This window comes from Amaricoccus macauensis (genome assembly GCF_014201905.1).
Lineage (GTDB): Bacteria > Pseudomonadota > Alphaproteobacteria > Rhodobacterales > Rhodobacteraceae > Amaricoccus > Amaricoccus macauensis.
Genome location: NZ_JACHFM010000002.1, coordinates 1,104,776 through 1,124,567, shown reverse-complemented (window position 1 = coordinate 1,124,567; position 19,792 = coordinate 1,104,776). Strand labels below are relative to the sequence as shown.

General features: G+C 68.8%; 18 protein-coding genes and 1 tRNA gene. 16 read left to right on the top strand and 3 right to left on the bottom strand.

Features of this window, described 5'->3' with window-relative positions; all coding sequences use genetic code 11:
• The first annotated feature begins 72 nt into the window (after positions 1 to 72).
• From lgt to HNP73_RS23350, 4 genes are all read left to right on the top strand, one after another.
• A complete protein-coding gene (lgt, locus tag HNP73_RS12825; RefSeq protein ID WP_184149860.1) occupies positions 73 to 969 on the top strand; it encodes a prolipoprotein diacylglyceryl transferase in 897 nt (298 codons plus the stop codon).
• On the top strand, positions 966 to 2,015 hold the full coding sequence (locus HNP73_RS12820; RefSeq protein ID WP_343063290.1) for a class I SAM-dependent methyltransferase: 1,050 nt from the start codon (positions 966 to 968) through the stop codon (positions 2,013 to 2,015). Before lgt ends, HNP73_RS12820 begins: the two co-directional genes overlap by 4 nt.
• Positions 2,012 to 2,770: a peptidoglycan editing factor PgeF gene (gene pgeF, locus HNP73_RS12815; RefSeq protein ID WP_184149857.1), complete on the top strand. Its 759-nt coding sequence runs from the start codon at positions 2,012 to 2,014 to the stop codon at positions 2,768 to 2,770. The genes HNP73_RS12820 and pgeF overlap by 4 nt, the downstream gene beginning before the upstream one ends.
• 123 nt (positions 2,771 to 2,893) lie before the next feature.
• Positions 2,894 to 4,597 (top strand): ATP-binding protein, encoded by a 1,704-nt coding sequence (locus HNP73_RS23350; protein WP_184149854.1) that lies wholly within the window; start codon positions 2,894 to 2,896, stop codon positions 4,595 to 4,597.
• Positions 4,598 to 4,624: 27 nt separating this feature from the next.
• Here HNP73_RS23350 and HNP73_RS12805 read toward each other — a convergent pair whose 3' ends face one another.
• Entirely contained in the window at positions 4,625 to 5,125 is a 501-nt protein-coding gene (locus HNP73_RS12805; RefSeq protein WP_184149851.1) for an Lrp/AsnC family transcriptional regulator, read from the bottom strand.
• A gap of 245 nt (positions 5,126 to 5,370) precedes the next feature.
• Between HNP73_RS12805 and HNP73_RS12800 the strand changes: the two genes are divergently transcribed.
• Entirely contained in the window at positions 5,371 to 6,558 is a 1,188-nt protein-coding gene (locus HNP73_RS12800) for a multidrug effflux MFS transporter (protein ID WP_221288492.1), read from the top strand.
• Between the two features lie 68 nt (positions 6,559 to 6,626).
• A complete protein-coding gene (ndk, locus tag HNP73_RS12795; protein ID WP_184149845.1) occupies positions 6,627 to 7,049 on the top strand; it encodes a nucleoside-diphosphate kinase in 423 nt (140 codons plus the stop codon).
• 46 nt (positions 7,050 to 7,095) lie between these two features.
• Here ndk and purN read toward each other — a convergent pair whose 3' ends face one another.
• Positions 7,096 to 7,695 carry a phosphoribosylglycinamide formyltransferase gene (gene purN / locus HNP73_RS12790; protein WP_184149842.1) on the bottom strand — a complete coding sequence of 200 codons (600 nt, stop codon included), beginning with the start codon at positions 7,693 to 7,695 and terminating at the stop codon, positions 7,096 to 7,098.
• Positions 7,692 to 8,750: a phosphoribosylformylglycinamidine cyclo-ligase gene (purM, locus tag HNP73_RS12785; RefSeq protein ID WP_184149822.1), complete on the bottom strand. Its 1,059-nt coding sequence runs from the start codon at positions 8,748 to 8,750 to the stop codon at positions 7,692 to 7,694. The genes purN and purM overlap by 4 nt, the downstream gene beginning before the upstream one ends.
• 180 nt (positions 8,751 to 8,930) lie before the next feature.
• On the opposite strand from purM, the gene HNP73_RS12780 reads away from it, so the two are divergent.
• The 10 genes from HNP73_RS12780 (at position 8,931) to HNP73_RS12735 (ending at position 19,703) form a co-directional block, all read left to right on the top strand.
• Positions 8,931 to 9,006 (top strand) — tRNA-Ile (locus HNP73_RS12780).
• A 67-nt stretch (positions 9,007 to 9,073) separates the two neighbouring features.
• Entirely contained in the window at positions 9,074 to 9,721 is a 648-nt protein-coding gene (locus HNP73_RS12775; RefSeq protein WP_184149820.1) for a class I SAM-dependent DNA methyltransferase, read from the top strand.
• 238 nt (positions 9,722 to 9,959) lie between these two features.
• Positions 9,960 to 10,904: a carbohydrate kinase family protein gene (locus tag HNP73_RS12770; protein WP_184149817.1), complete on the top strand. Its 945-nt coding sequence runs from the start codon at positions 9,960 to 9,962 to the stop codon at positions 10,902 to 10,904.
• Positions 10,905 to 10,916: 12 nt separating this feature from the next.
• Positions 10,917 to 12,374 (top strand): glucose-6-phosphate dehydrogenase, encoded by a 1,458-nt coding sequence (gene zwf / locus HNP73_RS12765; RefSeq protein ID WP_184149814.1) that lies wholly within the window; start codon positions 10,917 to 10,919, stop codon positions 12,372 to 12,374.
• Complete coding sequence (pgl, locus tag HNP73_RS12760) at positions 12,371 to 13,045, top strand: 6-phosphogluconolactonase (RefSeq protein WP_184149811.1); 675 nt, start codon at positions 12,371 to 12,373, stop codon at positions 13,043 to 13,045. Before zwf ends, pgl begins: the two co-directional genes overlap by 4 nt.
• A 13-nt stretch (positions 13,046 to 13,058) precedes the next feature.
• Entirely contained in the window at positions 13,059 to 14,870 is a 1,812-nt protein-coding gene (edd, locus tag HNP73_RS12755) for a phosphogluconate dehydratase (protein ID WP_184149808.1), read from the top strand.
• Positions 14,871 to 14,888: 18 nt separating this feature from the next.
• Positions 14,889 to 15,530 carry a bifunctional 4-hydroxy-2-oxoglutarate aldolase/2-dehydro-3-deoxy-phosphogluconate aldolase gene (eda, locus tag HNP73_RS12750; RefSeq protein WP_184149805.1) on the top strand — a complete coding sequence of 214 codons (642 nt, stop codon included), beginning with the start codon at positions 14,889 to 14,891 and terminating at the stop codon, positions 15,528 to 15,530.
• A gap of 91 nt (positions 15,531 to 15,621) precedes the next feature.
• A complete protein-coding gene (gene pgi, locus HNP73_RS12745) occupies positions 15,622 to 17,223 on the top strand; it encodes a glucose-6-phosphate isomerase (protein WP_184149802.1) in 1,602 nt (533 codons plus the stop codon).
• A 197-nt stretch (positions 17,224 to 17,420) separates the two neighbouring features.
• Complete coding sequence (locus HNP73_RS12740) at positions 17,421 to 18,053, top strand: RluA family pseudouridine synthase (protein ID WP_184149799.1); 633 nt, start codon at positions 17,421 to 17,423, stop codon at positions 18,051 to 18,053.
• A 141-nt stretch (positions 18,054 to 18,194) separates the two neighbouring features.
• Entirely contained in the window at positions 18,195 to 19,703 is a 1,509-nt protein-coding gene (locus HNP73_RS12735; RefSeq protein WP_184149796.1) for a GMC oxidoreductase, read from the top strand.
• The last annotated feature ends 89 nt before the right edge of the window (positions 19,704 to 19,792 follow it).

The following is a 19,792-nucleotide window of genomic DNA, read 5'->3' as shown; positions in this document are numbered from 1 at the left end:
CCCCTGTCGCCTTGACTCCCGCGGGTACCCGCGAAAGGAAAGGCCCGCCCACGCGCCGCCACCGGAGTTCCGATGCCGCTTGTCCTTCAGTTCCCGAACATCGACCCGGCGCTCGTCTCGGTAAATCTCTTTGGCCTCGAGCTGGCGATCCGCTGGTACGCGCTCGCCTACATTGCCGGTCTGGTGCTCGGCTGGCGCTATGTGGTCGGGCTGATGCGCCGGCCGGCGGTCTGGGGCGGCACCGCGCCCATGCGGCCGGAGCAGGTGGATGACCTGCTGACGTGGATGATCCTCGGCGTGATCCTCGGCGGCCGCATCGGCTACGTGCTCTTCTACCAGCCGGCCTATTTCGCAGCGAACCCGGGCCAGATCCTTGCGGTCTGGCAGGGGGGCATGTCGTTTCACGGCGGCCTTCTCGGCGTGGCCGCGGGTGTCGTCGGCTTCAGCCTGAAGAACGGGCTCCGGCCGCTCTCGGTCGGCGATGCGGTGGCCGCCGCGGCACCGATCGGGATCTGCCTCGGGCGGATCGCGAACTTCATCAACGGTGAGCTCTGGGGGCGGCCGTCGACGGTGCCATGGGCGGTGGTCTTTCCCGGCGAGGCGGCGCTCAGCTGTCCGGTGGACTGGATCGGACCCTGTGCCCGGCATCCCTCGCAGCTCTACGAGGCGGCGCTGGAAGGGCTCGTGCTCTTCGTGCTGCTGTTCATCGCCATCCGCCGCGGTGCGCTGAAGCGGCCCGGGCGGGTGTTCGGGCTTTTCCTCATCGGCTACTCGGTGGCGCGGGTGGCGCTCGAAGGCTTCCGCCAGGCCGACCAGCAGTTCGTCACCGCGACCAACCCGCATGGCCAAGTCATCTCGCTCGGGGGCGATCTCGGGCTGACCATGGGCCAGACGCTTTCGCTCCCCATGGCGCTCGTCGGCCTCTTCCTTGTCCTGCGCTCGGTGCGGGCGGGAGAGCGGCGGGCGTGAGCCTCGCGGCCGCACTGCGGGCTCGGATCGCGGCCGAAGGATCGATCCGACTCGACGTCTGGATGGGCGCCTGCCTCTCGGCCTATTACGGCAGCCGCGATCCGCTCGGGGCTGGCGGCGACTTCACCACCGCGCCGGAAATCAGCCAGATGTTCGGCGAGATGGTCGGCGGCTGGCTCGCCCACGCCTGGATTGCGGCAGGGCGTCCGAACCCGGTCGTCCTTGCCGAGCTTGGCCCCGGTCGCGGCACGCTGATGGCCGACATCCTGCGCCTCGCGACCCGCGTGCCGGGCTTCGCCGAGGCCGCCTCGGTCTGGCTCGTCGAGACGAGCCCGGCGCTGCGGGCGCGGCAGGCCGAGACGCTCGCGGCACATCGCCCGTTCTGGGCGGCCCACATCGACGAACTGCCGGACGCGCCGCTCCTGCTCGTGGCGAACGAGTTCCTCGACGCCCTGCCGATCCGGCAGTTTCAGCGGGCCGACGTGCTGTGGCGCGAGCGGTACGTCGGCCTTGAGGGCGACCGACTCGCGTTCGTCTGGGGCCCCGGGCGGGCTGATGCGGATCTCGACGCGCGCTTTCCCCATGCGCTTGATGGAGCGATCGTCGAGGTCTCGCCCGTTGGCGAGGCGATCGCCGCCCGGATCGGCGCGAGGATCGCGGCGGCCGGGGGGGCGGCGCTTCTCATCGACTATGGCGCCTGGGATGGCGTTGGCGACACCCTGCAGGCGCTCCGGGGTCACGCCCCCTCGGATCCTCTCGCGGATCCCGGCAATGCCGACCTGACGGCGCACGTGAACTTCCGCGCGATCGCGGCGGCGGCGCGGCCGGCGGTCGCATTCGGCGATGTGGGGCAGGGGGCGTTTCTCGAGAGCCTCGGCATCACGGAGCGCGCGCGGGCGCTGGCCGGCGGTCATTCGCCGGGTGACGTCGAGGCAATTGCCGCGGCGCATCGTCGCTTGACCCACCCGGAAGAAATGGGACAGCTGTTTCGGGTTGTTTGCCTGGTGCCCGAGACCGACTCGACCCCGCCCGGATTCGCCGCATGACCCTTCAAATCCTCACATCGCCCAATCTTGCAGGAGTGCGCCACGGCTTCTTCACGCGCCGGGGGGGTGCGTCGTCGGGCGTCTACGAGGGGCTGAACTGCGGCCCCGGCTCCAATGACCAGCGCGAGGCGGTGGCGATGAACCGGGCGCGGGTCGCGGCCGCGCTCGACGTCGGCCCGGATCAGCTGCTGTCGCTGCATCAGGTGCACTCCGCCAACGTCGTTGTCGCTGGCCCCGACGGATGGGCCGAGCGGCCGAAGGCCGACGGCGTCGTGACCAATATCCCGGGCCTGGCGCTCGGGATCCTGACAGCCGACTGCGCCCCGGTGCTCTTCGCCGACCAGGCTGCCGGGGTTGTCGGCGCGGCACACGCAGGCTGGCGTGGGGCCATCGACGGCGTTCTTGAGGCAACGATTGCGGCGATGGTCAGGCTCGGCGCGCAGGAAGGCGCGATTGTGGCCGCCGTCGGCCCGACGATCAGCCAGGCCGCCTATGAAGTCGGGCCGGAATTCCTCGACCGGTTCCGCGACGAGGAGGCGGGCCTCGAGCGCTTCTTCATCCCCGGGCAGGGGGACCGGCTGCGCTTTGATCTGCCGGGGTTCGTGCTGCACCGTCTGCGCGATGCCGGCGTGGCCGAGGCCGCATGGCTCGGCGCCTGCACCTACTCTGATCCGACACGATTCTTCTCCTACCGCCGGGCCACCCACGGTGGTGAGCCGGACTACGGCCGTCTGATCTCGACGATTCGGCTTTGACTCCCGCAATGGTTGATTTATTGTGTGCTGATCTCGCTATTTGCGGGTGAGGGCGCGGTGCGTTAACCGAGCGTTAATTTTCGCGACGGAGTTTCGGCAGGGCGCGTGTGAGAGGGCGGCTTCGTGGCAAGCTGGGTCTGGGATTTCCTTTCGACGACCGGGTTTCAGTCACGCGGAGCCATCCTCGGGCAACCGGACCCTTTCTGGCTGCACCTGGTGGCTGGCGCGACGCTCGCGATCTTTGGGTTGCTGATCCCTGCGGCGGTCCTTCTCTCCGTCCTGCGGCGCTCGGAAGGGGCCCGGCGGGCGCTTCCCTCGATCCTCGCCGTCTCACTGGCGGCCTTTGGCGTGACGCATCTGATGTCCATATGGACCCTCTGGATGCCGGGCTACGGCGCGGAGGGCGTCATCAAGGCCGGAGCTGTCCTGAGCGCCATTTTCGTCGCGCTCATGTTCCTTCCCGCGATGCCGCTCCGTCTCCTCGTCTCTGGCCCGCGTCCGTTGGATGGGGGCGACGACCATTTCGCCGGGGGGCCTGCCGGGGGTGGCGGAGTGCAACTGCAGACGGCCGAGTTCAACCAGGAGATCGAGCGGCGGGTCAACGAGCGCACGGCCTCGCTCATGCTCGCGAACAAGGGACTCCGGGAGGCACGCGCCCTCGCCGACGAGGCGAATCGCGCCAAGTCGGCCTTTCTCGCCGCCATGAGCCACGAGATCCGCACGCCGATGAATGGTGTCCTCGGGATGCTCAGTCTGGTGCGACGCGACCAGCTCGACCCGGAACAGGCGCACTATTTCGCGGTCGCCGAGGAATCGGCGCATGGGCTTCTGGCCGTCATCAACGACATCCTCGACTATTCCCGCCTCGACGCCGGCGCGGTCACACTCGACGCTTCGGTTTTCTCGCCGGCGCGAGTGCTCCTGAAGGTCGCCGAGCTTCTCGGAGAGAGCGCCGCTCGCAAGGGGCTGCGCCTTGATGTCGAGATCGGGCCCGGCATGCCGCAGGAAGTCGTCGGCGATCCCCAGCGGTTGCGGCAGGTGCTGATCAATCTGATCAGCAATGCGATCAAGTTTACCGAGCGGGGCGGGGTCAGCGTCCGCTTCGACGCCGCCGGGCCGGGTCGGCTGGCATGCGAGGTGCACGACACCGGGGTCGGTATCGCCCCGGAGTTTCTCGACTGCCTGTTCACGCGCTTCGCACAGAGCCGTGACGGCGCCCGGCACGGCGGCTCGGGTCTTGGCCTCGCGATCTGCCGCGCCCTCGTGGAACTCATGGACGGGGAGATCGCCGTTGAAAGCATACCGGGCGAGGGAAGCGTCTTCCGCTTCTGTATCGCCTGCCGCGAGGTTTCGACGCTGCTGCCCGAGCCCTCCCGGTCCGTCGCTCCCGCAGAGACCGCGGTGGGCGATTCGGTCGCACATGCCCGGGTGCTCGTCGTCGAGGACAACGCCGTGAACCAGTTGCTCGTGGCAAAGCTTCTGACCCGCGCCGGTCACGACGCCACCGTCATTGGCGATGGCGAAGGCGCGCTGAAGTTGCTGCGCGGCCGCGACTTCGACGTGGTGCTCATGGACGTGCAGCTTCCCGGCATGGACGGTGTCTCGGTCACCCGTGCCATACGCGAGCTGACCGGGGCGATCCGGGACGTCCCGGTGATCGCCCTGACGGCGAACGCCATGGCCGGCGACCGTGAGCGCTATCTCGCGGCCGGAATGGACGACTATGTCGCGAAGCCGATTGCCGCCCGGGAACTCTACGCGGCAATCGATCGCCAGATGGAGAGAAAAAGCCTCAAGGCGCTCCAGCGCCGCTTCGCGCCAGTCTAGTCTCGCGCCAGCCCAGTCTCGCGCCGTCTAGTCTCGCGCCAGCGCCCGCGCCTCGTAAACGTCGAAGGGCACCGCCGGCTCGTCCTTGGCGCAGCGGATGACGAGGCTTGTCTTGACGCTTGCAACGTTGGGCGCCGCGGTCAGTTCCTCCGTCAGGAACGACTGAAAGGTCGAGAGGTCCGGCGCCACGCATTTCAGGATGAAATCGATCTCGCCATTCAGCATGTGGCACTCGCGCACAAGCGGCCATGCCCGGCACTTTGCCTCGAATGCCGACAGGTCGCGCTCGGCCTGACTCGACAGCCCCACCATGGCAAAGACCTGCACCTCGAACCCGAGTTCGCGGGCATTGATCTTGGCGTGGTAGCCCTCGATCAGTCCGCTCTCCTCCAGTGTGCGCACGCGCCGCAGGCAGGGCGGTGCCGAGATCCCGACCCGGCGCGACAGTTCGACGTTGGTCATCCGTCCGTCGCCCTGCAGCTCGGCGAGGATGTGTCGGTCGATGGGATCGAGCTTGCTGGCTACCATGTGCTCATATGCTCCGGGAACGTCCCGTTAGTAAACAATCGCCCACCCGCTTGGCAATAATCTTTCGTACTTGCGAAAGATTTGGCAAGGCCCCCTTGGAAATCGCCGCCCTTGGTCTGGTCGCCGTCCGGCAGGGGCCTATACTCGGACAGCATATTTTACACACTCAGGCACGCCTCCCCATGTCCGAAACCCGTCCCGTCGCACCTGCGCGGCCAATGCCTCGTTTCGCGGAATTCATCGCCATGATGGCCGCGCTCATGGCGATGACGGCGCTTTCCGTCGACATCATGCTGCCGGCACTTCCCGAGATCCGGGCCGAGTTCGGCCTCATCGACGCCAACGCCCAGCAGCTTGTCATCACTGCCTATGTCGCGGGCTTCGCGATTGGCCAGTTCTTTCATGGTCCGCTGAGTGATGGCATCGGGCGGCGCGCGGTGCTTCTCGGCGGACTTGTGGCATACACCCTTGCCTCGATCGGCTGCTTCATCGCCGGCAGCTTCGAACTCCTGCTCCTTGCCCGCGTGGTGCAGGGTCTCTCCAATGCCGCGCCGCGGATCATCGCGGTTGCCGTGGTCCGCGACATCTATGGCGGGCGGCGCATGGCCGAGGTCATGTCATTCGTGATGATGATCTTCATCATCGCGCCGGTCGTCGCTCCGTCGATCGGCGGCGGCCTGATGCTGTTCGGAAGCTGGCACCTCATCTTCGTGTTCCTGACCGCCCTTGGTGCGGTCAACCTCGTCTGGATGGCGCTGCGCCTGCCGGAGACGCGTCCGGCGGCGAGCCGGGAGCCCATGTCGGTCCGCTGGGTCGTCGGCGCCTTTGGCCAGGCGATCGCCAACCCGCAGACGCTTGGCTACACGCTGGCGACCGGGATCGTCTTCGGCTCGCTCATGGGTTACATCAACTCGGCGCAGCAGGTCTTCGTGGAGGTCTATGATCTCGGTGCGCTCTTTCCGATCGTCTTCGGTGCCTGCGCCATCGCGCTCGCGGTCGCGTCGTTCGTGAACAGCCGTCTCGTCGGACGCCTCGGCATGCGCCGGGTGTCGCACGTCGCGGTTATCGGATTCCTGGTGTCGGGGGTGATCCATGTGGCCATCGCGCTCACGACCGGCGTGCCGCTCTGGCTCTTCCTCACGCTGCTCTCGACCAGCCTGTTCTGCTTTGGCCTGATGATGCCGAACTTCAACGCCCTCGCCATGGAGCCGATGGGGCGCATCGCCGGCACCGCCTCGTCCTTCGTCGGTGCCGTCACCACGGCCCTCGGCGCGGCCCTCGGTCTCTGGATCGGCCAGAGCTACGACGGGACGATCGTGCCACTGACCATCGGGTTCGCGGCCCTCGGCGCGGGGTGCCTTCTCGTGGTGCTGGTGACGGAGCGGGGTCGGCTGTTCCGCGCCGCGCCGCCCGCGCGCGCCAGCACGCGGTGAAATCGCTCTTTCCCCGCAGCGGGCGCCCATGGTAACCGACCCGCGGAAAAATGAGGGATGCCTGACCGATGGCACTGCAGCGTACCTTTTCGATCATCAAGCCGGACGCGACCCGGCGCAACCTGACCGGCGCGATCAACGCCAAGCTTGAGGAGGCCGGTCTGCGTATCGTCGCGCAGAAGCGCATCCACCTCAGCAAGGCGCAGGCCGAGGCGTTCTACGCCGTCCACAAGGAGCGGCCGTTCTTCGCCGAGCTGACCGAGTTCATGAGTTCCGCGCCGATCGTCGCGCAGGTGCTCGAGGGCGAGGACGCAATCGCGAAGAACCGTGAGGTCATGGGCGCGACCAACCCCGCCGACGCCGCGCCGGGAACCATCCGCAAGGAATTCGCGCTGTCGATCGGCGAGAACTCCGTGCACGGTTCGGACGGCCCGGACACCGCCGCGACCGAGATCGCCTACTTCTTCTCGGGCCTCGAGATCGTCGGCTGACAAGACCAGGGCCGGGCCGCTGGCCCGGCAACGACGGACCGGGGGATCAGGCGAGCAGCGCCAGCGGCGCCCGCTCCCCCGCCACGAACCGCCTCAGCACCGGCGGATAGAGCCGGTGCTCCATGGGCAGCACCCGCGCCGCGAGCGCGTCGGGCGTGTCGCCCGCCTCCACCGGCACAACCGCCTGCCCGAGGATCGGGCCTGAATCGAGGTCGGGCGTCACCTCGTGCACCGTGCAGCCATGCACCGCCATTCCGGCCGCGAGGCAGCGCGCGTGGGTGTGCAGGCCGGGGAACAGCGGCAGGATCGAGGGATGGATGTTCAGCATCCGCCCGGCCCAGGCTTCGATGAACCCGGGCGTCAACACCCGCATGAACCCCGCGAGACAGAGCAGCTCCGCACCACTCTCGCGGAGCGGTGCCATCATCGCGGCCTCGAAGCTCGCGCGATCGGGGTAGCTCCGGTGATCGACCACGGCCGTCGGGATACCCATCTCCGCGGCGCGCGCGAGGCCACCGGCATCGGGACGGTTCGAGAGCACGAGGCACACCTCGGCCGGATGGCCGGGGTCCGCCATGTCCCGCGCCAGCGCGAGCATGTTCGAGCCCCCGCCGGAAATCAGGATCGCGACCTTCCGGCGGCTCACAGCGTGCCCGAGTACCGCACGCCCGCGCCCCGGGTGACGACGCCGATCCGGTGCACCACGTCGCCCTCGGCCGCGAGTGCCGCTGTGGCCGCGTCGGCGGCCCCCGGCGCCACGACGGCCACGAGCCCGATGCCGCAGTTGAAGGTCTTCAGCATTTCCGCCTCGGCGATGCCGCCCGCGTCGCGCAGCCAGCGGAACACCGGCGGGAGCTCCCAGGCGTCGAGGTCGATCTCCGCGCCCAGCCCCTTCGGAAGCACGCGCGGCAGGTTCTCGGTGAGCCCGCCGCCGGTGATATGGGCGAGCGCATGCACCCCGCCGCCGCGAACCGCCTCGAGCGCCGGGCGCACGTAAATCCGCGTCGGCGCGAGCAGCCGGGCGCCGAGGCTTGCTCCCGTGCGGCCCGTGTCGAACGGCGCGGGATCGTCCCAGCCGAGCCTTGCCGCCTCGGCCACCCGGCGCACCAGGCTGAAGCCGTTCGAGTGCACCCCCGATGACGCCACCCCGAGCAGCACGTCGCCCTCGGCCACGTCGCGGGGCAGGGCTCCCGTGCGCTCCATGGCGCCGACCGCGAAGCCCGCGAGGTCGAAGTCCTCGGGATCGTACATCCCCGGCATTTCCGCGGTCTCGCCGCCGATCAGTGCGGCACCCGCCATCCGGCAGCCTTCGGCGATCCCGCCGATCACCGTGGCCGCGGCGTCGACATCGAGCCGGCCGGTGGCGAAGTAGTCGAGAAAGAACAAGGGCTCCGCGCCCTGACAGACCAGATCGTTGACACACATGGCGACGAGATCGACCCCCACCGTGTCGAGCGCGCCGGTGTCGATTGCGAGCCGGAGCTTGGTTCCGACCCCGTCGGTCGCGGACACCAGCACCGGATCGTCATAGCCGGCCGCCTTCAGGTCGAAGAGCGCGCCGAAGCCGCCCAGCCCCGCCATGACGCCGGGGCGGATCGTCGAGGCCGCCGCCGGTTTGATCCGGTCGACGAGCGCATTGCCAGCATCGATATCGACGCCCGCCGCGCCATAGGTCAGGCCATTGCCGCGGTGGTCGCTCACGCCGCTCTCTCCGTCCGGGGTTTCCGATCGTGGCTCCTCTAGCGCAAGTCCCCGCTCAAGGGAACAGCCCCGCCGGAGTGTCAGGCCGGTATGCCGTGCCGAGGCCCTGCGTCAGGTCGCGACACGCGATACCCACGCTTGACGCCGCCGGCACCCCGGCGCTAGCAGGGGGGCGATGGCGGGCCTGTAGCTCAACGGTCAGAGCAGAGCGCTCATAACGCTTTGGTTGCAGGTTCGAATCCTGCCGGGCCTACCAATCCTCGTCAGAATCCGTCCCGAGCGGGGAATGACGAACCGCATTGCGGGTGACTTGGGGGGTGACGATGTCCTCGACCGACTCCGATCCCGCCGATGCGGATCCCGCTGGCACCGTCCTCGACATCTATCAGCACCACGTCGCCGCGTTCGTCACGCTGCGCAGCACGGCGCTCTTCGAGCGGCCGTGGCTCGATGCGCTGCTCGCGGCCATGCCGCCGGGCGGGCGCGAGGTGCTCGACATCGGCTGCGGCACGGGGGCGCCGATGGCGGCGTATCTGATCGCGAAGGGGTGCCACGTCACCGGAATCGACGGGGCACCGGCGATGATCGAACGGGCGCGCGCGAGCTTCCCGGGCCATGTCTGGATCAGTGCCGACATGCGTGACCTCCCCGAGCTGGGTGCATTTCATGCGGTCGTCGCGTGGCACAGCTTCTTTCATCTCACGCCTGAGGATCAGCGGCCGATGTTCGCCCGCTTCGGGCGTCACTGCCTGCCCGGGGGTGTCCTGATCTTCACCAGCGGCACCGCGTATGGCGAGGCGATCGGCAGCTTCGAGGGACGCCCGCTCTACCACGGGAGCCTCGACAGCGCCGAGTATCACGACCTGCTGCGGGCAAACGGCTTCGACGTCATCCGGCACGTGGAGACCGACCCGGAGTGTGGCGGCGCCACGGTCTGGCTGGCGAGGAAGTCCGGCGGGCAGGGCGACTGACCCCCGCAAGTGCCAAGGGCATGATGGGGTGCTATGGTGGCGGGGATTTCTCCCTGCCGGAGGCCAATGACGTGGTTATCCGTTGAATTACTCAATGAGGTTGATTAATCAGGCAGCGTGAGCCGAGCCGAACCGGATGTGCCGCGCCCCGGAGGCCTTGCACCCCGAGCGACGGTCGGGTGAACTCTGGCGGGAGCCCCTGCGAAAGGGCCCGTCCCGACGAAGGGAGAGACGGTCGATGTTCCTGGTCTGCGGCGAAGCGCTGTTCGATTTCTTTCTGGAAAGCGAAGCGGGGCCGGCGGCCTCGACCTACGCCGCGCGCGCGGGCGGATCGCCCTTCAACGTGGCGATCGGGCTGTCGCGCCTCGGCAAACCGTCGGGTCTGCTGACCGGCATCTCCACCGACCTCCTCGGCCAGCGTCTGGCGCAGGTGCTGGACGACGAGGGCGTCTCCCGCCGCTACGCGCTCCCGACCGACCGGCCGACCACCATCAGCCTCGTGGGCCTCGATACCCATGGGGTCGCCGCCTACCAGTTCTATGACGCAGGCTCCGCCGACACCGGCGTGCGGCCGGAGGACCTGCCCGAGCTCGGCGAGGAGGTGACCGGCCTGCACTTCGGCTCCTACTCGCTCGCCGCCGCACCGGTGGCCGACGCCTACGCCACGCTGTCAAGGAAGCACCGGCACGGCTTCATCTCGATCGACCCGAACGTGCGGCCGAACGTCGAGCCCGACATGAGCGTCTGGCGCGCGCGCCTCGACACGCTCTTCCCGATGGCCGATCTGGTGAAGATCAGCTCGGAGGATCTCGAACTGCTCTGGCCCGGGCGCTCGGCCGACAGCTTCGCCGAGGACGTGCTGCGCCGGGGCGTCCGCCTCGCGGTCGTCACCGACGGCGGCGAAGCGGCGCATGGCTGGACGGCGAAGGGTCTCCACGCCTCGGCGGCGCCGCCGAAGGTGGAGGTCGTCGATACGGTCGGCGCGGGCGACACGTTTCAGGCGGCGCTGATCGCCCAGCTTCTCGACCACGCCGATGGCCCGGTCGCGGCGCTCGATGCGCTTGACGCCGACAGTCTCGCCCGGACCCTCGACTACGCCGCCCGCGCGGCGGCCATCACCTGCTCGCGCCGTGGCGCCGACCTGCCGCGGGCCGCCGATCTCGACCCGGACCTCCCCGACTGAAGGACTGCGCGCATGGTCTCGACCGTCATCCCCGTCCACCCGTTCGATCTCGTCATCTTCGGTGCCACGGGCGATCTCTCGCATCGCAAGATCCTGCCAAGCCTCTACCGCCGGATGCTGGTCGGCCAGATGCCCGCCGGCAGCCGGCTGATCGGTGCGGCGCGCTCGAAGATGACCAGGGCGGAATTCCGCAAGACCGTGCGCGAGGCGCTGGGAGAGTTCGTCGAGGCGAAGCATCAGAAGCCCGAGGCGATCGAGGAGTTCCTGAACGCGATCGACTACGTGGCGATCGACGCCACGGGCGACGCCGGCTGGGGCGCGCTCGCCAAGAAGCTCGACGAGAAGCCCGACAACATCCGCGCGTTCTATCTCTCGGTCGCGCCCGCGCTCTTTGCGCCCATTGCCGCGCGCCTCGCGCAGACCGGCATTGCGACGCCGGAGAGCCGCATCGTGGTGGAGAAGCCGCTCGGCCACGACCTCGCCTCGGCGAAGACCCTGAACGCGGAGCTGCGCAAGCACTTCCACGAGAGCCAGATCTACCGGATCGACCACTACCTCGGGAAGGAGACGGTGCAGAACCTCATGGCGATCCGTTTCGCCAACGCCCTCTTCGAACCGCTCTGGAACTCGCACTACGTCGAGCAGGTTCAGATCACCGTGGCGGAGTCGATCGGGGTTGCCGGGCGGGGAGCGTACTATGACAAGTCGGGTGCCATGCGGGACATGGTGCAGAACCACATGATGCAGCTCCTGTGCCTCACCGCCATGGAGCCGCCGTCGAAGTTTGATCCCGACGCGGTGCGCGACGAGAAGCTGAAGGTGATCCGCGCGCTGGACCCGCTGAAGGTTTCCGACACCGTGCGCGGCCAGTACCGCGCCGGCGGCGGTGATGGCAGTTACCTCGACCACGTGGGCAATCCGGCGAGCCGCACCGAGAGCTTTGTCGGCCTGCGCGTCCACATCGCGAACTGGCGCTGGTCCGGGACGCCGTTCTACCTGCGGACCGGCAAGAAGCTCACGGCCCGGGTCTCCGAGATCTGCGTGGTCTTCAAGCACCCGCCGCACACCATCTTTCCGCAGGTAGACACCCTGCGCGGCAACGCGCTGATCATCCGGCTGCAACCGAACGAGGGCATTACCCTCAGGGTCGCGATCAAGGATCCCGGTCCCGGCGGCATGCGTCTCGTCGAGGTGCCGCTCGACATGACCTTCGCCGGCACCCTCGGGCCGGACGGCGACCTCCCCGAAGCCTACGAGCGGCTGATCATGGACGTGATCCGTGGCAACCAGACGCTCTTCATGCGCGGCGATGAGGTCGAGGCAGCGTGGGAATGGGCCGATCCGATCCTGACTGCCTGGGAGGAATCGGGGTCGCGGCCGATGCCCTATGACCCCGGCAGCGCCGGCCCGATCGACGTCTACAAGCTCACCGGCTCGGACGGCCACCTGTGGCGGGAGATCGCGGCATGATCGAGGTTGCCTTCCAGAGCTATCCCGACCGCGAGACGCTGATGCGCTCGCTCGCCGAACTCGTCGCCGACCAGCTCCGCGCGGCGCATGCCACCAAGGAGACCGCAACCCTCGCCGTCCCCGGTGGCACGACGCCGGGGCCGTTCCTTTCGGCGCTCTCCGAGGCCGACCTGCCGTGGCAGGGCATCCGCGTCCTGCCCACGGACGAGCGGCGCGTCTCGGAGTTCAGCGAGCGCTCCAATCATCGGCTGATCGCCGATACCCTGATCCAGAACCGGGCCGCGAAGGCGGACCTCGTCTCGCTGCACGAGCCGCTCATCGGCTCGCTCGAGAAGCGGGTGGAGGCGGTGCTGCCGATCGACGTGCTGGTTCTCGGCATGGGCGACGACATGCACACGGCCTCACTCTTTCCCGGCGCGCCCGAGCTCGGCGCCGCGCTCGCGCCCGGCGCGCCGGCCGTGCTTGAGATCACGCCGCCAAGCCAGCCCGAGGCGCGTCTCACCCTCACCGCCCCCGTCCTGCGCGCGGCGGACGTGATCCACGTGCTCATCACCGGTCCCGACAAACTGGCGGCGTTCGAAAAGGCCCGCGCGGGCGGACCCGAGGCCGAGGCACCGATCCGCGCGGTGCTGACGGCGCCCGCGCCGGTGACCGTCCACTACGCCGAATAGGGGGAAGGGAGCCATGACGCTCAATGCCACCGTCGCCCACGTCACGGAACGGATCGTGGCGCGATCGAAGCCGCTCCGCCGTCCCTACCTCGACCGCATGGCGCGTGCCCGTGAGGCGGGCACCGCGCGGGCGCATCTCACCTGCGGCAACCAGGCGCATGCCTACGCGGCCATGCCGGGCGACGACAAGGCGCGTCTCGCGGCCGGCACGGCGGGCAACCTCGGGATCGTCACCGCGTTCAATGACATGCTCTCGGCGCATCAGCCCTATGAGACCTACCCCGCGCTGATCCGGCGCGCCGCCCATGAGATGGGCGGCACCGCGCAGGTTGCGGGCGGGGTGCCGGCCATGTGCGACGGGGTGACCCAAGGCCAGGCGGGGATGGAGCTCTCGCTCTTCTCCCGCGACGTGATCGCCATGGCCGCCGGGATCGCGCTCTCGCACAACGTCTTCGACGCGGCGGTCTTTCTCGGGGTCTGCGACAAGATCGTCCCCGGCCTTGTCATCGCCGCGGCGACCTTCGGCCACCTGCCGACGGTGTTCCTTCCCGCCGGCCCGATGACATCCGGCATCCCGAACGACGAGAAGGCCAAGGTCCGCCAGCAGTTCGCCACCGGCGAGGTCGGCCGCGACAAGCTCATGGCGGCCGAGATGGCTTCCTATCACGGGCCGGGCACCTGTACCTTCTACGGGACGGCGAACACCAACCAGATGCTGATGGAGTTCATGGGGCTCCACCTGCCGGGATCGTCGTTCGTGAACCCGAACACGCCGCTGCGCGAAGCGTTGACCATCGAGGGGGCAAGGCGTGCCCTGGCGATCTCGGCGCTTGGCAACGAGTACACGCCGGTTTGCGACGTCCTCGACGAGCGGGCGTTCGTGAACGGCATCGTCGGCCTCAACGCCACCGGCGGCTCGACCAACCTGCTTATCCACCTGATCGCCATGGCGCGCGCGGCGGGCATCATCCTCGACTGGGAGGACTTCGCCGATCTCTCCGACGCGACGCCGCTCATGGCGCGGGTCTACCCGAACGGGCTCGCGGACGTGAACCACTTCCATGCGGCGGGCGGCCTCGGCTTCATGATCGGCGAGTTGCTCGGGGCAGGGCTGCTGCACCCGGACGTGCGCACCGTCGCAGGCGACGGGCTCGCCCGCTATACCCGCGAGCCGAAGCTCCTCGACGGCGCGCTGGTCTGGGACGATGGCGCCGGCGAGACGCTGAACGACAGGATCCTCCGTCCCGCCTCGGACCCGTTCCAGCCGACCGGCGGGGTAAAGCGTCTGGCGGGCAATCTCGGCACCGGCGTCATGAAGATCTCCGCCGTCGCGCCCGAGCGGCACGTCATCGAGGCGCCCGTGCGCGTCTTCGCCGATCAGGAGGACGTGAAGGCCGCGTTCAAGGCGGGCGAGTTCACCTCCGACACCGTCGTCGTCGTGCGTTTCCAGGGGCCGAAGGCGAACGGCATGCCGGAACTCCACAGCCTGACGCCGGTTCTCGCGGTCCTCCAGGACCGGGGGCTGAAGGTCGCCCTCGTCACCGACGGGCGGATGTCGGGCGCCTCCGGCAAGGTGCCCTCCGCGATCCACGTCTCGCCCGAGGCCCTCGACGGCGGCCCGCTCGCCCGCCTGCATGACGGCGACTGGGTGCGCGTCGATGCGGTCGCGGGCACTCTCGACGTGCTCACCCCCGGCGCCCTCGACCGGCCGAACGTGCGTCCCGACCTCGTGGAAAACGGCTTTGGCACCGGCCGCGAGCTCTTCGACATCTTCCGCAATCACGTGGGCCCGGCCGAGACCGGGGCCACGCCGCTTTTTGCCTGACCCCGGAAGGAGCCCCGCATGACCCCCGAAGACGCATCGGCCTACGCCCGTGAGATCTGCGGCCTGGCACCGGTGATCCCGGTCATTGTCGTCAAGGACGCAGGCCACGCCCGGCCGCTCGCGAAGGCCCTCGTCGCCGGCGGCCTGCCGGTGCTCGAGGTGACGCTCCGCACCCCGGCCGCGCTCGACGCGATCCGCGCCATGGCCGAGGTCGAAGGCGGCATCGTCGGCGCCGGCACCCTGCTGACCCCGGCCGACGTGAAGGCGGCGAAGGCTGCCGGCGCGAACTTCGGCGTCTCGCCCGGGCTCACCGACTCGCTGCTGAAGGCCTGTGAGGACGAGGAACTGCCGCTCCTCGCCGGCACCGCGACCGTCTCGGAGGCCATGCGCCTGCTCGAGCGCGGGTACAGCGTGGCGAAGTTCTTCCCCGCCGAAGCGAACGGCGGCGCGCCCTCGCTCAAGGCCTACGCGGGCCCCATCCCGCAGATGCACTACTGCCCGACCGGCGGCATCACCCCGAGGACGGCGTCCACCTATCTCGCGCTGCCGAACGTGCTCTGCGTCGGCGGCTCCTGGGTCTGCGATCCGGGCCTGCTCGCCGACGAGCGTTGGGACGAGGTGGAGCGGCTGGCACGCGAGGCGCGCGAGCTTCGGGGATGATTCCGGGGATGATGTTGCAACCTCGCGCTGGCCAGGCTTGGGAAAGACCTGCCGCAGCGCCCAGCAAACCGATGACCCGGAGACCGCACCCATGACCGTCTGGACCTGGACCAAGCTCGCCGAGGCCGGCAAGGCCGCCGAGGCGACGCCCATCCTCGACCGCTTCGCCGAGAACCCCGACCGCTTCGCCGAGTTCTCGGTCACCCTCGATGACATGACGCTCGACTTCTCGAAGACCACGCTCGACGCGGGCGCGGTCGCGCTTCTCGTCGAGCTCGCCGAGGAACAGGGCGTGCCCGAGCGCCGCGACGTGATGTTCACCGGCGGCAAGATCAACATCACCGAGGGCCGCGCCGTCCTGCACACCGCGCTGCGCAACCGCAGCGGCAAGGCGATCCTCGTCGACGGCACCGACGTGATGCCGGAGGTGAGGGAGGTGCTCGACCGCATGGCGGTCTTCGCCACCGGCATCCGTTCCGGCAAGATTGCCGCCATCGACGGCAAGCCCTTCACCGACGTGGTGAACATCGGCATCGGCGGCAGCGACCTCGGCCCGGCCATGGCGACGCTGGCGCTCGCACCCTACCACGACGGCCCGCGGCTCCACTATGTCTCGAACGTCGATGGCGCGGACATCCACGACAAGCTCCTCGGCCTCGATCCGGCCCGCACCCTCGTCATCGTCGCCTCCAAGACCTTTACCACCATCGAGACGATGACCAACGCCCGCACCGCCAAGGCATGGATGGAAGCCGCCCTCGGCCCCGACGCCGGCAAGCACTTCGCCGCCGTCTCCACCGCCCTCGACAAGACCGCGGCCTTCGGCATCGACCCGTCCCGGGTCTTCGGCTTCTGGGACTGGGTCGGCGGGCGCTATTCGGTCTGGGGCGCCATCGGCCTGCCGGTGATGATCGCCATCGGCCCGGACGACTTCGGCGAATTCCTCGACGGCGCGCAGGACATGGACCAGCACTTCCAGAGCGCGCCGCTCGCCCGCAACATGCCGGTACTCCTCGGGCTCGTCGGGATCTGGCATCGCAACGTCATGGGCTACCAGACCCGCGCGATCCTGCCCTACGACCAGCGCCTGTCCCGCCTGCCGGCCTACCTCCAGCAGCTCGACATGGAGTCGAACGGCAAGAGCGTCACCCTCGACGGCTCGCCGGTGACGACCGCGACCGGCCCGGTCGTCTGGGGTGAGGCCGGCACCAACGGCCAGCACGCGTTCTACCAGCTCCTGCATCAGGGCACCAACATCGTGCCCTGCGAGTTCCTGATCGCCGCCGTCGGCCACGAGCCGGCGCTCGAGCATCACCACCAGCTCCTGATCGCGAACTGTCTCGCCCAGTCCGAGGCGCTGATGCGTGGCCGGACCCTCGCGGAGGCCGGGAAGACCGTGAAGGATCCGGCGCTCGCCCCCCACAAGGTCTTCCCCGGCAACCGCCCGTCGACGACCCTCGTCTACACCGAGCTCACCCCGCGCACCCTCGGGCGGATCATCGCGCTTTACGAGCATCGGGTCTTCGTCGAAGGCGTGATCTGGGGCATCAACTCCTACGACCAGTGGGGCGTGGAACTCGGCAAGGAACTCGCCACCGCCCTCCTGCCGCTCGTGGAATCGGGCCGGGGCTTCGGCGGAAAGGACGGCTCGACCGCCGGGCTCCTCCAGACGATCACCGACCTCAGGGGCTGACCCGAGGTGTGAGATGCGACCGCCACAGTGTCCTGAAGCACAAGAAGCGCTTCAGGGGGAAGAAGCATGGCCGCCGACCTTGCTGGAACAGAAGGGAGTGACCGAATGTGGACGGCGACGGCTTCGCCGATTTCGCCGTCACGCTCGGTGGCGTTACGGACGTGTTCAAGTTCGATCTGATCGTATAGACGAGGCGGATGCTCGATACGACCGATCCTGATGCACCCCGCCTGCTCCATGCCGACACCCACCTTCTGGTGTGGGAGAAGCCGTCGGGCCTGCACACCGTCCCGGCGAAGCCGCCGGGAACGCAGGACTGTCTGATGGCGCGGGCGGAGGCGCGGTATCCCGGCGCGCTTCTCGTCCACCGCCTAGACCGCGACACGTCGGGCGTGGTGGTCATGGCGCGGACCCGGCTCGCCCAGCGGCATCTCGGCTGGCAGTTCGAGCGCCGCCAGGTCGAAAAGAGCTATGTCGCCCGCGTCGCCGGTCACGTGACCGGCGAGGAAGGGCGCGTCGACCTGCCGCTCCGCTGCGACTGGCCGAACCGCCCACGGCAGATGGTGGCGGACGACGGCCGGCCGAGCGTCACCGACTGGCGCGTCGTCGCGCGCGAGGCGGATGCGACCCGGGTCGAGCTGACGCCGCTGACCGGGCGCTCCCACCAGCTCCGGGTGCACATGCTGGCGCTCGGCCACCCGATCCTCGGCGATACGCTCTACGGCGACCCCGCCTCGGCTCCGCGGCTGCAACTGCACGCCCGTCTGCTGGCCTTCCGCCATCCCATCGGCGGTGCGCCGGTCAGCTTCGAGAGTCCGGCGCCGTTCTGAATTTCCTGCGCGCCGAACGACTTCGGCGCCAGTTCACCCTTGAGTGAACGCGGCTCCCTTGCGACATTGGCACATTGCAATCACGGGGCCTCGATTCCGCGCGCTGGCGGGGGGAAGTCCTCGTCTCCTCGAGTCAGTCCGATGATCGTCGATTTCTCGTCCCAAGCCGAGTCGATTGCCCGTGGTCAATTTGACGCCTGCATCGTTGGCAGCGGTCCGGCCGGGATAACCCTCGCCCGCAAGCTCGCCGCCTCCGGCTTGTCGGTCGCCCTGATGGAGGGCGGTGGCCTCGACTACGAGCAGAGGTCGCAGGACCTCTACGCCGGCGACATCGTCGGCCGCGACTACCATCCCCTCGACAGCACCCGACTGCGCTTCTTTGGCGGCTCCTCGAATCACTGGCTGGGCCTCTGCCGCGCGCTGGAGCCGTGGGATTTCGAGGCGAGGCGTGATCTTCCCGGCAGCGGCTGGCCGATCACGCGCGCCGACCTCGATCCCTACGCGGCCGAAGCCGACGGCATCGTGTCGATTCCGGGCGCCTACGCGGACAAGACGGATCAGTTCGCCGGGGACGACTTCCGGGTGATCCGCTTCCGCCACAGCCCGCCCACCCGCTTCGGCGAGACCTTCCGGGAAGAGATCGGCGCGTCCGATCGGATCACCCTTGTCCTCAACGCAAACCTCGTCGACCTCGACCTCGACGACAGCCTCGGCACGGTCACCGGCGCCCGCTTCAAATCCTACGCCCCCGGCGATCCCGGCATCCTCGTCAACGCCCGGGTGTACTGCCTCTGCATGGGCGGGCTCGAGAACCCGCGCTTTCTCCTCAACGCCACGCGCCAGTTGCCGCAGGGGATCGGCAACGAGACCGATCTGGTCGGGCGCGGCTTCTGCGAACATCCCGCCTACACGGTGGGCAAGGTGCTCTTCGAAGACGAGGTACCGACACCCCGGGAATACGATCCGACCCCGGAGTTCCTCGCGCGTCAGCAGTCGGCGAACTTTCACCTCTTCCTCCAGACCCGCGCCCGGAATCTGACGAAGGAACTCGTGCGGAGCGTGATCTGCACGACGGATTTCGGCGCGCGGCTCGCCCGGGCCGTTCTCGACCGCGGCCTGAACTGCGATGCCGGCGGGCTCGACACCTACTTCCGGCTTCGCGAACAGGACACGAGCGTCGGAGCGCTCAGCCTCATCATCGAGCAGACCGTGGATCCTGACAGCCGCGTCACCCTCTCGCAGCAGCGCGACATGTTCGGCCATCGCCGCATCGCCCTCGACTGGCGCCTGAACGATCAGGACGCCCATACGATCCGCGAGGCCTGTCTCGGCATCGCCGGAGGTTTCGCGGAAACCGGCACCGGCCGGGTTCAGCTCAACGACTGGGTGACCGCGGCGGACATCGAGCCGCCGCAGCTCGGATCGGGCAACGGCGAGGTCGCCCTGCATCACCACCTCTGCACCACACGCATGAACGCCGATCCCGCCCTCGGCGTCGTGAACGGCGACTGCCGGGTGCATTCGGTCTCGAACCTCTACATCGGCGGGTCGAGCGTGTTTGCCAGCGCAGGCTATGCCAACCCGACCTACACCATCGTCCAGCTCGCCCTGCGCCTCGGCGATCACCTGTCCCGGATGCTCAAGGCCTGAGCCTCCGGCGGAACCGATTGCTTTCCCTGATTCGCTCCCTTGTGGCGACAACGGTGGACTTTCGCGGTTTCCGGTGGTAGGAGCGCGGC

Excerpts from the sequence above, each read along its gene's own strand:
- HNP73_RS12735 (WP_184149796.1), top strand. The coding sequence starts at position 18,195 with ATGATCGTCGATTTCTCGTCCCAAGCCGAGTCGATTGCCCGTGGTCAA.
- HNP73_RS12775 (WP_184149820.1), top strand. The coding sequence starts at position 9,074 with ATGTCCTCGACCGACTCCGATCCCGCCGATGCGGATCCCGCTGGCACC.
- ndk (WP_184149845.1), top strand. The coding sequence starts at position 6,627 with ATGGCACTGCAGCGTACCTTTTCGATCATCAAGCCGGACGCGACCCGG.
- HNP73_RS12770 (WP_184149817.1), top strand. The coding sequence starts at position 9,960 with ATGTTCCTGGTCTGCGGCGAAGCGCTGTTCGATTTCTTTCTGGAAAGC.
- pgi (WP_184149802.1), top strand. The coding sequence starts at position 15,622 with ATGACCGTCTGGACCTGGACCAAGCTCGCCGAGGCCGGCAAGGCCGCC.
- pgl (WP_184149811.1), top strand. The coding sequence starts at position 12,371 with ATGATCGAGGTTGCCTTCCAGAGCTATCCCGACCGCGAGACGCTGATG.
- HNP73_RS12800 (WP_221288492.1), top strand. The coding sequence starts at position 5,371 with ATGATGGCCGCGCTCATGGCGATGACGGCGCTTTCCGTCGACATCATG.
- pgeF (WP_184149857.1), top strand. The coding sequence starts at position 2,012 with ATGACCCTTCAAATCCTCACATCGCCCAATCTTGCAGGAGTGCGCCAC.
- zwf (WP_184149814.1), top strand. The coding sequence starts at position 10,917 with ATGGTCTCGACCGTCATCCCCGTCCACCCGTTCGATCTCGTCATCTTC.
- HNP73_RS12805 (WP_184149851.1), bottom strand. The coding sequence starts at position 5,125 with ATGGTAGCCAGCAAGCTCGATCCCATCGACCGACACATCCTCGCCGAG.
- HNP73_RS12740 (WP_184149799.1), top strand. The coding sequence starts at position 17,421 with ATGCTCGATACGACCGATCCTGATGCACCCCGCCTGCTCCATGCCGAC.
- edd (WP_184149808.1), top strand. The coding sequence starts at position 13,059 with ATGACGCTCAATGCCACCGTCGCCCACGTCACGGAACGGATCGTGGCG.
- lgt (WP_184149860.1), top strand. The coding sequence starts at position 73 with ATGCCGCTTGTCCTTCAGTTCCCGAACATCGACCCGGCGCTCGTCTCG.
- eda (WP_184149805.1), top strand. The coding sequence starts at position 14,889 with ATGACCCCCGAAGACGCATCGGCCTACGCCCGTGAGATCTGCGGCCTG.